At 70.8% G+C, this 14885-nt stretch carries 11 protein-coding genes; 6 read left to right on the top strand and 5 right to left on the bottom strand.

Annotated features, from left to right (window positions below):
• The first annotated feature begins 86 nt into the window (after positions 1-86).
• Both ABGB08_RS42970 and ABGB08_RS42965 read left to right on the top strand, forming a co-directional pair.
• A complete protein-coding gene (locus ABGB08_RS42970; RefSeq protein WP_347602893.1) occupies positions 87-1433 on the top strand; it encodes a hypothetical protein in 1347 nt (448 codons plus the stop codon).
• Between the two features lie 107 nt (positions 1434-1540).
• Positions 1541-3865 (top strand): hypothetical protein, encoded by a 2325-nt coding sequence (locus ABGB08_RS42965; protein ID WP_347602890.1) that lies wholly within the window; start codon positions 1541-1543, stop codon positions 3863-3865.
• Between the two features lie 54 nt (positions 3866-3919).
• On the opposite strand, the gene ABGB08_RS42960 is transcribed toward ABGB08_RS42965, so the two are convergent.
• Together ABGB08_RS42960 and ABGB08_RS42955 are read right to left on the bottom strand one after the other, a co-directional pair.
• A complete protein-coding gene (locus ABGB08_RS42960; protein WP_347602887.1) occupies positions 3920-5557 on the bottom strand; it encodes a hypothetical protein in 1638 nt (545 codons plus the stop codon).
• Between the two features lie 40 nt (positions 5558-5597).
• A complete protein-coding gene (locus ABGB08_RS42955) occupies positions 5598-6809 on the bottom strand; it encodes a hypothetical protein (RefSeq protein ID WP_347602884.1) in 1212 nt (403 codons plus the stop codon).
• A gap of 362 nt (positions 6810-7171) precedes the next feature.
• Here ABGB08_RS42955 and ABGB08_RS42950 point away from each other — a divergent pair, with 362 nt between their 5' ends.
• Together ABGB08_RS42950 and ABGB08_RS42945 are read left to right on the top strand one after the other, a co-directional pair.
• Positions 7172-10084, top strand: coding sequence for a BTAD domain-containing putative transcriptional regulator (locus tag ABGB08_RS42950; RefSeq protein WP_347602881.1), 2913 nt, complete (start codon positions 7172-7174; stop codon positions 10082-10084).
• Between the two features lie 224 nt (positions 10085-10308).
• Positions 10309-11139, top strand: a complete 831-nt coding sequence (locus ABGB08_RS42945; protein ID WP_246267970.1) for an SAM-dependent methyltransferase — start codon at positions 10309-10311, stop codon at positions 11137-11139.
• Here the strand turns inward: ABGB08_RS42945 and ABGB08_RS42940 are convergent.
• From ABGB08_RS42940 to ABGB08_RS42930, 3 genes are all read right to left on the bottom strand, one after another.
• Positions 11133-11525 carry a helix-turn-helix transcriptional regulator gene (locus ABGB08_RS42940; RefSeq protein WP_170322233.1) on the bottom strand — a complete coding sequence of 131 codons (393 nt, stop codon included), beginning with the start codon at positions 11523-11525 and terminating at the stop codon, positions 11133-11135. The two genes, ABGB08_RS42945 and ABGB08_RS42940, sit on opposite strands and share 7 nt — an antisense overlap.
• 304 nt (positions 11526-11829) lie before the next feature.
• The gene (locus ABGB08_RS42935; RefSeq protein ID WP_155352199.1) at positions 11830-12702 is read right to left on the bottom strand and encodes a helix-turn-helix transcriptional regulator; all 873 of its coding nucleotides are present in this window, start codon (positions 12700-12702) and stop codon (positions 11830-11832) included.
• A gap of 18 nt (positions 12703-12720) precedes the next feature.
• Complete coding sequence (locus tag ABGB08_RS42930; protein WP_347602876.1) at positions 12721-13524, bottom strand: SAM-dependent methyltransferase; 804 nt, start codon at positions 13522-13524, stop codon at positions 12721-12723.
• A 183-nt stretch (positions 13525-13707) separates the two neighbouring features.
• On the opposite strand from ABGB08_RS42930, the gene ABGB08_RS42925 reads away from it, so the two are divergent.
• Together ABGB08_RS42925 and ABGB08_RS42920 are read left to right on the top strand one after the other, a co-directional pair.
• Complete coding sequence (locus tag ABGB08_RS42925; RefSeq protein ID WP_347602873.1) at positions 13708-13941, top strand: DUF397 domain-containing protein; 234 nt, start codon at positions 13708-13710, stop codon at positions 13939-13941.
• Between the two features lie 219 nt (positions 13942-14160).
• Positions 14161-14703, top strand: a complete 543-nt coding sequence (locus ABGB08_RS42920; RefSeq protein ID WP_347602870.1) for an ATP-binding protein — start codon at positions 14161-14163, stop codon at positions 14701-14703.
• Positions 14704-14885: the final 182 nt, after the last annotated feature.

Raw genomic sequence — 14885 nt, 5'->3', positions numbered from 1 at the left:
TATTCCCGATGCAATTCCCGCCGAGTAGAACGGTGGCCGCTGTGAACCTTGCCTTTCCGTATTCAGACGCCGATGACGCCGAGCCCGTGCCGACTCCGGTGCGCCGTCCGTGGCCGCACCGCAGGACCGTTCGCGCGGTGCCGGAGGCCGGCCCGCTGGTCGCGATGATCGGCGGCGGCCAGGCCGACAGGACCGGCCGCGAGCACCTCTTCCGCCGGCTGCACGAGGCCGGGATCCGGGTGGTGGCCTTCGACCGGTCCGCCCCCGCCGCGTGGCAGCGGCCGTACCTGGTGGGCCACAAGTGGGTGCCGGGGATGACCGCGGCCACCCTGGCCGCCGCCGTCGCCGCCCACCCGGAACCCGTCAACGGGGTCATCTGCTGGGAGGACCGGCACTTCGCCGCCGCGGCGGCCGTCGCCGACCGGCTCCGGCTGCCCGGGTACGGCAGGACCGCCGCCACCGCCAGCCGGGACCGGGCGGTCACCCGTACCCTGGTCGAGGCCTCCGGCTGCGCGGTGCCGCGCTCGGCGCTCGCGGTCGACCTCGGCGAGGCCGAGGAGGCGGCCCAGGCGCTCGGCTACCCGGTCGTGCTCAAGCCCCGGCTCAAGACCACCGGCTTCCCGGCCCGGCTGGCCGAGGACCACGGCCGGCTGATCACCGGCTTCGCCGCCACGGCGGGGGCGGCCTCGGCCTCGCCCGCCCTGGGCAGCCGGCGCGGCGTGCTGGTGGAGCAGCGCCTGGACGGGCAGGAGATCGTCGCGATCTGCCTGACCGCCGGCGGGGTCACCCAGCTGGTCAGCATCGTCCGCACCATGGTGGACTTCACCCCCAGCGCGGCCGACCTGGGCCACCTGGTGGACGCCGCCGACCCGCTGCTGGACGACCAGACCATCCGGCACGCCGCCAACGTGAGCCTGCGCGCGCTCGGCGTGCAGGACGGGGCCAGCCAGGTGAGCATGCGGCTCACCCCGGCGGGGCCGTGCGTGATGGCGGTCAACGCCGGGCTGCACGACCTGGTCACCCGGCTGGTCTACCTGGCCACCGGGGCCGACCTGGCCACCGCCGAAACCATGATCGCCTGCGGCGCGCCGAGCACCGTCACGCCGCAGCGCCACCACCGGGTGGCCGCCGTCACCTACCTCAGCGCGCCCGCCCCGGGCAAGGTCTCCCGGCTGGAGCTGGGCGCCCAGCTGAGCGACCAGGTCGGGCGGGCCGCCTGGCTGGAACGGCTGGTGCTGGACGTCGCGCCGGGCAGCGCCGTGGACCCGTCCCCCGACGGGCACACCGCGCGGATCGGGCTCGCCGTCGTCACCGGCCGCAATCGCAGGGAATGTCACGAACGGCTGGACCGGCTGCGCAGGGCGCTGAAGGTCACGGTCGTCGCCGCCGACGGCTCCGCGCCGCCGGCCATGTCGGTATCGGGCTCCCGATAACGACCACGTTCGACCTCTTTTCGGTCGACCTCTTCCGGGAGACAAAGGGAATGGTAAGCCGAGCACCGCAGGACCCGTCGGAAGCCGCTCCGCCGAAGGCCCCCATCATGCGGTTACCCGCGGCTGAAGACCTCATCTCCGACCACGGGCGGAGCCTCTACGACTACTGTTCCCTCTGGCTCGGCGACAAGCTCGCCACCATCAACGCGGTGCGCAACACCTTCGCGCTGGCGGTGGTGCACCAGGACCTCTACCCCGGCCACGAGCACCTCCGCTCCTGGCTGTACGCCATAGCCCGGGTGCACTGCATGGCCCAGCCCCACTACGGCGGCTTCACCACCGCCCCCTTCCCCCCGATCGGCGCCACCCCGCACGGCGACGACACCGAGCTGACCGCCAACGCCATGGGCGCGCTCGGGCGGCGCGAGCGGGAGGTCCTGGAGCTCATCCACCGGCACGGGCTCTCGGTGCCCGCGGTGGGTCTGGTGCTCGGGGTGCCCACGGACGAGGCGGCTCGCCTCGCCCTGGGCGCCCAGGACCTGGTCGAGTCCTTCGTGACCTGTGTACGGCTGGCCCAGACCGGCCGGTCGGTGTGCGGGGTGGGGGAGCCGATCGCGCTGGACTGGCTGGACTCGCCGCGCCGGGAGCTGCGCAGCCGGCTCAAGACGCACGTGCTGACCTGCGCCACCTGTGCCAGGGCGGCCAACCTGACCGTCTCGGTGCCGGCCCTGCTGGCCCGGCTGCCGATCGCCGAGTTGGACGACCTGGCCAGGTCCAGGATCGAGGAACCGGCCCGGCCGGAGAGCGTGGAGATCCGGTGGAGCCAGCACGACTACCCGCTCCAGCCGGACGCGTACGACGCCTACGAGGCGCGCGACGGCCAGGACGCGCTGGGACACCGGACCAGGGCGGCCCACCGGGCGCGCGACGCCTACGCCGCTCGTGAGGCCGCCAATGGCGCCCGTGACTCCTATGCCGCTCGTGACGCCTATGCCGCTCGTGACGCCGCCAACGGCGCCCGTGACGCCTATGCCGCTCGTGACGCCGCCAACGGCGCTCGTGACTCCTATGCCGCTCGGGAGGCCTCCAACGGCGCCCGTGACTCCTATGGTGCCCATAACGCTTATGTCGATCGCGACGCTTATGAGGCTTATGAGGCCTCGGCCGCTCGGGACGACACGCCGCTCCTGAACGCGATCCCGCGCGTCAACGGGCACCACGTGCCGGAGCCCACGTTCCGGGACTCGCGGGGACGGCCGCGCTCGATGCCCCTCGGCGCGCCCGTCTACGAGGACTACTACGCCGACACCGATGCCGACGACGGCCACCGACCCTCCGGTCCTTCCGGCCCACACCCAACGGAAGACGCCTGGGAGGAGCGTCGCCCTCCCGCCCCCCGCCTGCCGGAGGAGGCGCGGGAGGGCCGCGCGGCGCCGCGTCCGTGGGACGACAGGGTCTGGGAGAACCGGCCCGCGCCCCGGCTGCCCGACCGGTCGCGGGACGACGCCACGCCGCTGCGGACCCGCCGCCCGCGCGCCAACGTGCACGGCATCCCCGCCCCCCGGCGGGCCCTGGACGACGACCTGGCGCCCGTGGAGGAGATCTGGGACCGGCGCATCACCGCCAGGGTCCCCGCCGCTGTGCGGGAACGCTCCGAAGCCGCGACCGCCGAGGTGTGGGACGAGAACGTCTCCTCGCGCGGCAAGCTGTCCCGGCAGGGCACCAGGGCACGGGCCAAGCAGCGCAGGGAACGCCGGCCCCGCCCGGTCCGGGTGGTCGCGCTCGGCGCCGCGGCGCTGCTGATCGTCTCGCTGGCCTGGCGCGGGCTGTCGGCGCGGGACTACCACCCGTCGGGCCTGGCGATCGAGACCAGCGGGGCCAAGCTGCCCGTGGCCGTGCCGCAGCTGACCAAGCCGGTGCCGTCGGTGTCGCCGTCGCCGGAGAAGCGCAGCGCGGCGCCCGCGGCGAAGCCCACGTCGAAGCCCAAGGCGTCGCCGACGCAGCGCCGTACCCAGCCGGTCAGCAGGCCCGTGGAGCGGCCGAGCGTGAAACCGAGCGTCAAGAAGCCGGCGCCGGCCGTCCGGCCGGTGCTGTCGGTCAAGCCGCAGGCGATCGAGCTCGCGGACGGCGCCGGGGTCGTCACCTTCTCGGTGAACGCCGGGACGGTGAAGTGGAAGGCCGACAGCGAGCAGGACCTGGTGGAGATCGCCCCCGCGTCGGGGACCGTCGCGGCCGGGAAGAAGGTGCGGCTGGAGGTCGGCCTGACCGACGACGGCCTGCTGGCCTCCTCCTGCCTGTTCGAGTCCGACGACCAGCTGGGCGTGGAGACCAGCGTGATGGATGTCATCACGATCAGGTGGACCGGCAAGAACGAGGACGTCGCCGCCAACGGTAAGATCACTCTGACCGTGGCCAGCTGCGTCACTCCATGAACTCGGGCTCCGGGGGCGGGCGGGCGCGCGGCAAGGCCGCCCCCGGAGGCCGGATTATCTGCGCACCTCGGGCGGGTTGATCCCGTGGTCGCGCAGCGCCTTGTAGACGGTGGCCTGGGACAGGCCGGTCCTGCGTTCGATCAGCGACAGGTTCTGGGTCCCGGCCCGCCAGCACTCGGCGATCAGCTGGTCCCGCTTCCCGCGCGCGGCCAGCTCGGCGTCGGCGATGTGCGTGAGGATCTCGCTCAGCCGGCCGATGCCCTGCAGCAGGCGCAGGCTGGCGCCCTGCCGCAGCTGGTTCAGCTCGGCGATCTCGGCCACCACCCGCTCCAGCGCCTCCACCACCGGCGACGGCGGCGCGTGCCGGCCCCGCCCCGGCTGCCGCTGGTAGCCGTTGCTGCGGGCGGCCAGCAGGATCCGCTCGACCTCGGCCTTGGGCAGGCCGCTGGCCCGGCGCAGCGCGGCGGCGTTGGTGGCGCCGCTCTCCCAGCAGGCCACGATCAGCTCGGCCCGCTCCCGGTCGGCGCGGGCGATCGCCGCCCCCGCCGCGGTCAGGTCGGTCAGCAGCGGCCGCCATTCGGCCAGCCGCCCGGGTTCCACCCCCTGCTCGGGCCGGTCCGCGCGGTCCGTCTCGGCGAGGCCCTCGGGTTCGTTCAGGCGCTCAGGTTGGTTCAGGTGTTCCTGGTCGGTCCCGCGCCGGGCGATGATCTGGCGCAGCGTGCCCTGGCGCAGGCCGGACGCCGCCGCCAGCCGGGCGCTGGCGTTCTCGCCCGCGGTCACCGCGAAGGTCCGTACCAGATCGTTGCGGTCGCGGCGGCAGGCGGCCACCTCCTGGGAGACCTCGCGCCAGCGGCGGGCCGCCTCGGCGGCCTCGGCCAGCGCCATGACCGCCTCGGGCCGCGGCGCCTTGGCGGCGCGCTCCCTGATCCGCTCGCGGCGCAGCTGGGCCGCGTGGCGGGGGCAGCGGCCGAGATCCCTGGCCCGCTCCTGGCAGCCCTCCACGGCGCACGGGCGCCGCTCCCAGCGCGGCGGCACCCGGGTGGGATCGCCGTAGGCGCGGCGGCGCTGGTAGTGCATGCCGCACAGCCCGCGGCTCCACACCGCCCGCCCGCACTCCTCGATCGCGCACAGGTGCCGGTTCGCCTCCGGCCGCTCATCGCGCGGCTCGGCCGGGCGCTCGCTCTGCCGGGCACGGCGTGGGCGCGCGTCCCCCGGGTCGCCGGTCTTCGACAGTCGCGCGTAGTGCATGCCGCAGAGCTTGCGGGCTACCACCGGCTTCTCGCAGCCGTCGATCGAGCACGGCAGCCCGTGCGCGAGGTAGTGCCCCCGGCACAGCCCGCGCGTGAAGATCTTCAACTCGCAGCCGTCCTCGCCGCAGAGCCCGTCGGTGGAGCGCAGCCGCGAGGCCGCCTCGCCGGGCCGGCCGGACTTGCGGACCCGCTGCACGTGCAGGCCGCACATGCCGCTGTCGGCGGCCGGGCGCTCGCAGCCCTCGATGGAGCACGGGGACGCCACGGCGAGCCGCCAGACCCGGTAATGCGAGGTGCACAGGCCGCGCCGGTGCACCTGGCGGTCGCAGTCGGCCGAGCACGTCGAGCGTTTGTCGGGCGCGCCGTAGTAATGCTGCGCGCAAACGCCAAGGGCCAGGACGGTCCGGTGGCATTCCCGGACGGAACATCCCTTATCTGTCATAAGCGCTGGCGTGGTCATCGGCACCTGTCAATGCGACCTGTCAAGATTTCCCCCGGAGCCCGGCGCGTTCCATGAGCCTGACCTCGTTGACGAGTTGCCGGGGCTCGTGCCCGAGATCCCGGAGCAGGCAGCAGATATACGCGTGCACCTCGGAATCGAGCGGGCGCGCCTCGAACGCGCGCGAGACGAGGTAATGCACATAAGCCACCGACAGGACGTAAGTCCGCCCGGACAGCTCCTCAAGCGAATTCACCTCAGATCCGGGAAGGAACTCCGGCGACCAGTTTCCGCGGACGAATTCGACCAGCTCGGCGCCCATGGCAGGCAGCGGGTCACGCAGCCGCGCGTGCGCGTGGGACGAGTACGGGCAGGACGGGATCTCCAGCTGGAACTCGCCGTCCACCGGATCCGCTCCCTCCAGCCGGTACGGCACCGCGCGCCCGGTCGCCGTGATCGCGTCCGGGTCGGTCAGCGGGAAGGCGTCGTCCACGATCTGCGCCACGGTCACCGCCACCGGATAGCCGAGGGTGAGCCCGCGGACCGCGCCGCCCACCTCGTCCAGCTGGCAGTGCGCCGCCACGTAGGTGGCCAGCGACAGGGTGCGGTGATACTCCAGGGACTCGATCTCCCGCTCCGCGATCGCCTTCGGCAGCACCTCGCGGTAACCGTCGATGATCGCGTCGATCGGGAAGAGCCGCCCGTACGTCTCGTCCCGGGACGCGGTGACGAGCAGCAGATCGTTGCCGGCCTCGGCCAGCGGGTCCGCGGGGACGTCCCGGGTGATGTTGGCGATCACGCCGGCCCGCCCGGCGGCGGCGCACCAGCGCAGCGCGTCGGACTCCGGCAGCGTCAGCCGGGCGAAGGGCAGCAGGCCGTCGAGCAGGGCCCGTGCCTTCCATAGATCGATCCAGTTGGCCCGCCCGCTCGGTTCCGGGCTCGCCCACTGCAGGCTCCGTCCCGCCTGGTCGGCCCGGGCGCGGACCAGCCAGCCGGAGGCGGCGTAGTCGTCGGCGTAGACGAGGTTCCAGATGCTGAGTAGCGGGGACGCGTCCACGGTGAAGCGTGCGGCTTCCTCGCCCTGCCACAGCCGATGGCCGTTCCAGGTGACGAGAAGATCGCAGAACGCGGCCTTGGTGGGCCGCCGGTACACCCCGTGCATGGGGTGACCGTCCACGACGAAACGGCCTGGCGGGGGTTCGGCGTCAGGCAGTGCCGGGCCGCGAGGATCTGGCGAGACCTCCCAGTCGCCCACTTCAGCGCCTCCTCTTCAGCATTAAGGCACCCTTAAGGCTTGACCAAAATTATATATTGTGACTAGTTCTTTCTCGGCTCCGGCACTTCCCTCGCCAGTTAGAAGCAGTCGGACCGAGATACGGATGGGATCAGATGCGCGCCCTGGTGACATGAGGGAAACTCCTGCCTGTCCGGGGAGTTGAACGCTATCCAGGAGCGGTAATCGGAAGGTTGCAAGCCAGTCAGCGTTTAGTCATGGCCTGGAGACAGAAAGGCAGTAGTATCTCCACTACGCGCTTTTCAACGGATTCCCGCTGAATGTCATGTTGATCGCGCGTACCTCCGAGCGGATTGGGGGCCCAGGCGTTGCACTTCCGGATCTTGACCCGGTTGGAAGTGATCCCGGATGAGGGCGGCCCGCTGGCCATTTCGCCGATCAAGAGAAGGGCTCTGTGCGCGCTTCTGCTGGCCGGTGAGCAGGGCTTGTCACCGGGCGAGTTGATGGAGGCCGTCTGGGGTGACGGATATGCCCGCGACGGCTCGCTCAAGACCTGCCTGTCCCAGCTGCGCCGGGTGCTGCCCGGGCGGATCCCCGCCGGCGGCTCCGGCGGCTACCGGATCGAGTTCGAGCCCGCCGACACCCTGGACGCCCACCGGTTCCGCGCCCTGGTCGCCGACAGCGCCGAGGCGGTCCGCCGGGGCGAGCACGAGGAGGCCGTGCGCACGCTCCAGGAGGCGCTGAACCTCTGGGGGCAGGGGGAGCCCCCGCTGGCCGACCTGCCCGACCACACCGCCCGCCTCCGGCTGCTCCGCGACGAGCTGGTCTTCGAGCGCAGAGCCGCCCAGATCTCCCTCTTCCGCGAGCGCATCCACCTCGGCGAGCACCGCGACGTGCTGGGCGACCTGCGCCGCGGCATCGCCGAGGACCCGTTCTCCGAGCAGCTGCACGCGCTGCTGATGACGGCCCTGTACCGCTCCGGCTACCGGGCGGAGGCGCTCCGGCACTTCGACACGGTCTCCGCGCTGCTGCTGCGCGAGGCCGGCAGCGGCCCCGGCCAGGCGTTGCGCCAGCTCAGGGACGCCATCGACGTGGACGACGAGGCCCTGGTGCTGGACACCAGGGCGCCCGCCCCGGCCGCCGCCGCGCCCGCCCAGGCGCCGCCGCCCCCGCCGCTGGCCCAGCTCCCGCCCGACGTGATCGACTTCACCGGCCGGGAGGACGAGGTGGCCAGGGTGGCCGAGTTCCTGACCCCGGGACCCGACGTGACGGGCGTGCCGATCGCCTCCCTGATCGGCCCGCCGGGGGTGGGCAAGTCCGCGCTGGCCATCCACATCGCGCACCGGCTGCGCGCCGCCTTCCCCGACGGCCAGATCTACATCCACCTGGCCGGGATGTCCGCGCACCCGCGCGAGGCCGCCGAGGTGCTCGGCGAGCTGCTGGCCTTCATGGGCGCCCCGGCCGACAGCCTGCCCGCCAGCACGGGGGAGCGGGCCGCGCTGTTCCGGTCCATGCTGGCCGGCCGCCGGGTGCTCGTGGTGATCGACGACGCGGCCGGCGCCGAGCACGTCCAGCCCTTCCTGCCTGGTACGGCCGGGTGCGCGGTCATCGTGACGTCCCGGGCCTACCTCACGGGCGGGGCCGGTATCCGTCCCTTTCGGCTGGAACCGCTGCGGCGCCAGGAGGCCCTGCGCCTGCTCGAAGAGATCATCGGGGCCGACCGCGTGGCCGCGGAGCCGGCGGCCGCCGACGAGGTGATGGCCGCCTGCGGCGGCTTCCCGCTGGCCGTGCGGATCGCGGGCGCCCGGCTGTCCGCCCAGCCCAACTGGCCGATCGCCTACTTCGCCGGGCGGCTCAGCGACCGGCTGCGCGCGCTGCGGGCCAACGAGATGACCGTCAGCGCCAGCATCGCCGACAGCTACGACGCCCTGCCCGGGCCCGCCAAGCAGGCGTTCCGGGTGCTCGCCCTGGCCGGGCCAGGCGATTTCCCGGTCTGGCTGATCGCCATGCTGCTGGGCACCCTGGAGGCCGAGGAGCTGCTGGAGACGCTGTCCGACCGGAGCCTGCTGGTCACCGTCAGCGCGGGCACCGTCGGGCAGCCCCGCTACCGGCAGCACGACCTGCTCAGGGACTACGCCGAGGCGCAGCTGCAGGATCACATCAGCGAGCGGGATTTGGCCGTGGAGCGGCTGCTGCTCGGCTGGTTGGAACTCGTGGACCGGGCCGACGCCCGCCTACCCGGAGAGCCACACTTTCCTCGCCCCGCCCGGCTGAACGTGGAACTTTTCGCCCCTGACGAGGCCCGGCACCTGATCGATTCCGGCCCTGGTGTCTGGTTCATCGCCGAATGTGCGAATATCTTGGCCGCGATCCGCCTGGCCTGCGAGGAGAGGCGTTACCGGCTGGCGTACGGGCTGGCCCTGCGGCTCTCGTCGTTCCTGTGCCACCAGAGCCGCCACCGCGAGGCCGAGGACATGTGGGAGCGGGTCATGACCGCCGCGCTGGCCGAGGAGGACACCCGGCTGGCCGCCGAGGCCCGGCTCCGCCTGGCCGCCGTGGTGGCCAGGCAGCCCGGCGACGAGCCGCGTTCGGTCCAGCTGCTGGCCGCAAGCCTGGACGCCTTCGAGCAGGTCAAGAACGCCGAAGGGGTGGCCAGGTCGCTGGCCTGGCGGGCCCTGGTGGGGCACCGGCAGCGCACTTTCGACGCCGCCGCCGCGGACGCCGAGCGCGGCCTCAAGCTGGCGCGCGAGGTCGAGGACGCGCCCTCCGAGGTGGCCTGCCTGCGGGTGCTCGGCCTGGTGGCCGCCGCCGAGGGCCGCCACGACGAGGCGATCCAGCTCTGCGAGTCGGCGCACACCCGGGCCGAGAAGCTGGCCAGGGAGAGCGGCGAGCGCGTCTACGAGTGCCTCGCCCTGGACACGCTGATCGCCGTCAAGATCGCCGCGGGTCATCACGATCAAGCTCTTGAGCTGTGCGATCACGGCCGCGTGCTGGGCCAGGAGACCGGAGACATCCTGGCCGAGGCGGCCTTCGAGGAGTTCGCCGGGGACGCCCTCGCGGGCCTGGACCGCCCCGCCGAGGCGATCACCCGCTACACCCGCGCGGCCGGCCTGTTCGAGATCGCCGCCGACGACCGGCGGCCGTCCCTCTGCCGGGTCAGGATCGCCGCCATGCACGCAGCTCAGGGCTCCCTGGACGAAGCCAGGAAGCTGGCTGAGCAGGCTGCGGCGGACCTGGAGAACCTGGGGTTCCAGGTCGAGGCGCAGGAGGCCCGGAGGGCCGCTCGGGGCTGGTAATCCAGTACGGCCGGAAATGCGGATTCGGCCCACCCGGAAAAGGAAAAATTCTTCCCTCGGAATTATCGGCTATGTCGGGCATGTAGTCATATACTCGCGACGGTCAAGGCACGTTCATGTCGTTCGCGGGGAAACTCCGGATGGCATGACCACATGATCCACACCTGACGTGAATAGCGTGGGTTGCTATGGTTGATCGGTGAAAGTGATCAAACGCTAGCTCAATGGGCACCGGCGAGGGTGACTACATGAAGCGGCAGAACGTGTTCGACCATGACTGTCCGAATGCATCCAGAATCTATGATCATCTACTCGGTGGGAGCGACAACCATGCTCCCGATCGGGTCGCGGCCGAGGAACTCCTCAAGGTCGCGCCCGACGCCGCCGACGTCGCGGTGGGGAACCGGGCGTTCCTCAAGCGTGCCGTGAACTACCTCGCCGAGCGTGGGATCAGGCAGTTCCTCGACATCGGCAGTGGCCTCCCGACCAGGGAGAACACCCATCAGATGGCCCAGGCGGCGGCGCCGGGGGCCCGGGTCGTGTACGTCGACAACGACCCGATCGTCTTCGCCCACATCCAGGCGATCCTCTCCGACGGCAACACGGTGGCCACCAGTGGCGACATGCGCGCGACCGAAAAGATCCTGGCCGATCCCCGCCTGAACGAAATGATCAATTTCGACGGGCCGGTCGGCGTGATCCTCACTTCTGTCCTGCACTATGTCTCCGACGCTGACGATCCGCATGACATCGTGGGCCGTATTATGCGCGCGATGCCGCCGGGAAGTTATCTGGTCTTATCTCACAGTAAACACGGGGATGTGGCCAATCAAGAAGACGAAGAGCGAATTCTCGAAATATATAATCGAACCAACAAGCCGCTTTATCCGCGCGACCGGGCTCAGATCATTCAGTTCTTCGACGGGCTCGACATTCTGCACCCCGGGGTCGTCCCGGTGCAGGACTGGCACCCGAACGGGGACGTCCCCGGCGCGTCCGCGCCTGATTACGTCCCCGGTCACATCCTGGGTGGAGTCGCTGTCAAGCTTCACTGACCGGGCACCGCGCTCTCGCCCACCCGGCGGATGTAGGTGATCATCAGCAGCGCCCCCGACTGGCGGTATTCGACCTTGTCACCAGGGCGGAACCCGGCCAGGGGGCGCTTCAGCGGGCGGAGCAGCCGGCGGTTGGCCGCGCTCCGTGTCTCGACCGAGTATTGCACCGGGATTCCCGCCTTCCCGTAGAGCAGGTATTCCGCCGTGCACCCGAGTTCGGCCGCCAATGCCGCCGTCACCTCGGGCGACGGAACCCGCCGTCCCGTCTCGATCAGAGAGATGTAACTGTCGTTAACATGTGCGCGCCGCGCCAATCGATCCTGGGTCAGGCCCGCCTCCTTGCGGAGTTGCCGGAGGCGGTCACCCAGGGCCTCGGACACTGTCACTTGACACGCCTTTCGACCCGGAGTCAATTGACGACATGCTTACATGCGGGCCACCTGAATGGGTAGACCCCATTTTTTGCGAAGCGCGAAGTTCTATAGAGAACTTGAATGCCCGGGATATAAAGCGGGAATTGCATTCGAGTTTGCCAGGGGCGGTAGTTAACCCGGGAAATATAACTGGGGCCGCGATGACCTGCGGATTCGGTCGGCGGCGATAGGGGAGGGCCGATTCCCGGCGTTCCGGGGGCGTCACCCGCCGCCACGGCGCGATCGCGGCGTGGGAACGTTCCGAACCTGCTCCTGGTTACGCGGAGCTATGCCCATTCGGTAGGTTTCGAGCCGCCTTGATCAGGAACTGCAGGCTCTCGTCCGGGGTCAGCGCGGCCGCCCGGATGCGGGTGAAAAGGGTCTCGTAGCGGGTCGCGGCGTCCGGCTCGGTCAGGACGAGATCGTCGGTGACGGTGTCCACGGCCACCACGGTGGGGTCGCCGGGATCGGCGAAGGTGTAGATCGAGAAGGCCGACCGCGGCAGGCTGTAGCCGTCGATGACCGCGTCGATGGGCAGCACCCGCAGGGTGATCTTCGGGTCCCCGTTGACGGTAGCCGCAAGGTGATAAAGCTGTTGCTGCACCACTTCCAGAGGCGCCGCACGGCGCCGCACGGCCACCTCATCGATGATCACTTCGTAGCTCGGCCCGCCCGGGCGGCGCAGCATGCGCTGGCGCCCGAGGCGCGCTTCGGCCGCCTTGTCCGGCTTGTAGCCGTCCGCCCCGTCCCTGCGGTCGGTCTCGGCCCGGGCCCGGGTGAACTCGGCCGTCTGCAGCAGGCCGGGCAGGAAGGTCATCTGGAACTCGCGGATGGTCTCCGCCCCCGCCTCCAGGTCGGCGAACAGGGCCTGCCGCTCGCCCATCGCCTTGTTCGACTCCCACCAGCCGCGCTCCCCGGCCTCCCGGGCGATGGTGATGATCTGCGTCCACCGCTCGCCGTGCACGCCCAGCTCTTCCAGGATGGCCATGATGTCGGCGAGGTCCACCACATGGCCGTTCTCCAGCCGGGAGATCTGCGCGCGCGGCAGCCCGATGCGCTTGGCGAGCTGCTCGTGGGTGAGCTGGGCGCTGACCCGCAGGTGCCGGAGTTCGGTGGCCAGCCGCAGCCGCCGCACATAAGGACTGATCATCGGCATCCTCCGAACGTTCTATGGCACCCTGGCCACGCCGCTGTGGCCGGTGATCGCGCCATCGGGAGAGCCGTCCCCGGCCCGCCACTGGTGCCACTGGACCAGCCCCGGCTCGACCAGCTCCAGGCCGTCGAAGAACCGGGCGACCTCCTCCCGGGAGCGTAGCCGCTGCCCGGTGGCCACATGCTGGTTGTAGCGCTTGGACGCCTCGCCCTGGGTGTCCGGGAGCAGGTCGCTGGCCGGGTGCGAGATCACCAGGTAGCTGCCGGAGGCCGCCGCGGCGACCAGCTGGGCCACGATCCCGTACGGGTCGTGCTCGTCCGGGATGTGATGCATGACGCCGAGCAGCAGGATCCCCACCGGCTGGCTGAAGTCCAGCGTCCTGGACGCCCCGCGGAGCAGCTTCTCGGTGTCGCGCAGGTCGCCGTTGATGTAGTCGGTGGCGCCCTCGGGGGTGGACTTCAGCAACTCGTGCGCGTGCGCGAGCACGATCGGGTCGTTGTCCACGTAGACCACCTGGGTGGCCGGGTTGACCGCCTGAGCGACCTCGTGGGTGTTGTTCTTGCTGGGGATGCCGGTGCCGATGTCCAGGAACTGCCGTACGCCCATGTCGGCGGCCAGCCACTGCACGACCCGGACCAGGAACGCGCGGTTGGCCTGGACGCTGTAGCGGAGCCCAGGGCGGGCGGCGAGCACGGCGTCGCCGGCGGCGCGGTCGGCGGCGAAGTTGGTGGTGCCGCCCAGCCAGTAGTCGTACACCCGGGCCGAGTGGGCCGCGGTGGTGTCGATCCTGATGGGTTCCGACTCGTGGCTGTCAGACACCTGTCCGACCCCTTGTCTGTCCGTCCGGCTGGATATCTCCGGGTTCCATACGGTCCGAGGTTCTAGATCGTGCCGAGTATCCATCTGTATGGCGTGCCGGGCAAGGCCGCTGAGACGTCCGGTTCAAGCGTGCACGACCACAATCTGAACATGCGACACTTTTGTACAGTCCAGAATTAGCCGTTGTCCGAGAGACGGTTCATGAACCAGAACAGCAAGTTCACCAACTGGCGCAAGTCCAGCCGCTCCAGCGGCGGGGACAACTGTGTCGAGGTCGCCAGCATCGGCGGCGCCGACGGCGTTGTCGGCGTGCGCGACTCCAAACAGCGCGGGCGCGGTCCCGTGCTGGAGTTCACCCCATCGGAATGGCGTGCCTTCGTCGACGCGGTGAAGGACGGCGAATACGACCTGAGCTGACCCCCTCACCAGTCGTTTCCGAGTTTCCCCAGGTTGACCCAAGTTTCCCCACGTTATGCCGAGTTTCGCGAAGAGCCGGAACCCCCGGCTCTTCGTGGTTTTCGGAGGCTTGGTCATCTTGCATCGCGGGCCGAAACCGATAGATACTTAGGACGTTCCGCACATTTGGATTGTCCAGCCGCGCGTATGCCCGGGAGATCGACGTGTGAGAGGGACCGTGTGAGAGGGACGGAGTCCGCGCTCGCCTCGCCGCTCATAAGATTCGCGGAGACCGGCTTGGACCGGGCCGCATCGATCGCCACCTGGCCACTGGCCGAGGGATCACGCGCCGTGATGCGCAGCCGTGATCTCATGCGGGGCGTGCTGACCGGCTTGGGCCTGGGCAATGACGCCATCGACGACGGCGTGGTGATGGTCTCGGAACTGGTCACTAACGCGCTGCGCCACGCCTGCGGGCCATTCGAACTCCGCCTCTACCGGAGCCCCCCGGTGGTGGTGTGCGAGGTCGTCGACGGTTCGGAGACCCTACCGGCGATCCCCGGACCGGGGGCCGTGCATCTGACCCTCGATCAGATCGACGCCATCCCCGACCCGCTGCTGCTGGAGTCGGGCCGCGGCCTGGACGTCGTACACCGGCTGTCCCGCGGCTGGTGCGGCGCCTACCCCACCAAGATCTCCACGACCAACCGAGTCACCGGCGGCAAGGCCGTCGCCTTCGCCCTACCCCTCCCCGACCCCCCACCCCCGGCAGACCGGACGTAGCGGCGCGTTTCCCCTGCCCTGCCTCTCCGGACTCCGCACCACCACCGGACCGGATGTAGCGGCGCGTTTCCCCTGCCCTGCCTCTCCGGACTCCGCACCACCACCGGACCGGATGTAGCGGCGCGTTTCCCCTGCCCTGCCTCTCCGGACTCCGCACCACCACCGGACCGGATGTAGCGGCG

This window comes from Acrocarpospora sp. B8E8 (genome assembly GCF_039871605.1).
Lineage (GTDB): Bacteria > Actinomycetota > Actinomycetes > Streptosporangiales > Streptosporangiaceae > Acrocarpospora > Acrocarpospora macrocephala.
This window is presented reverse-complemented; position numbering and strand designations above follow the sequence as displayed.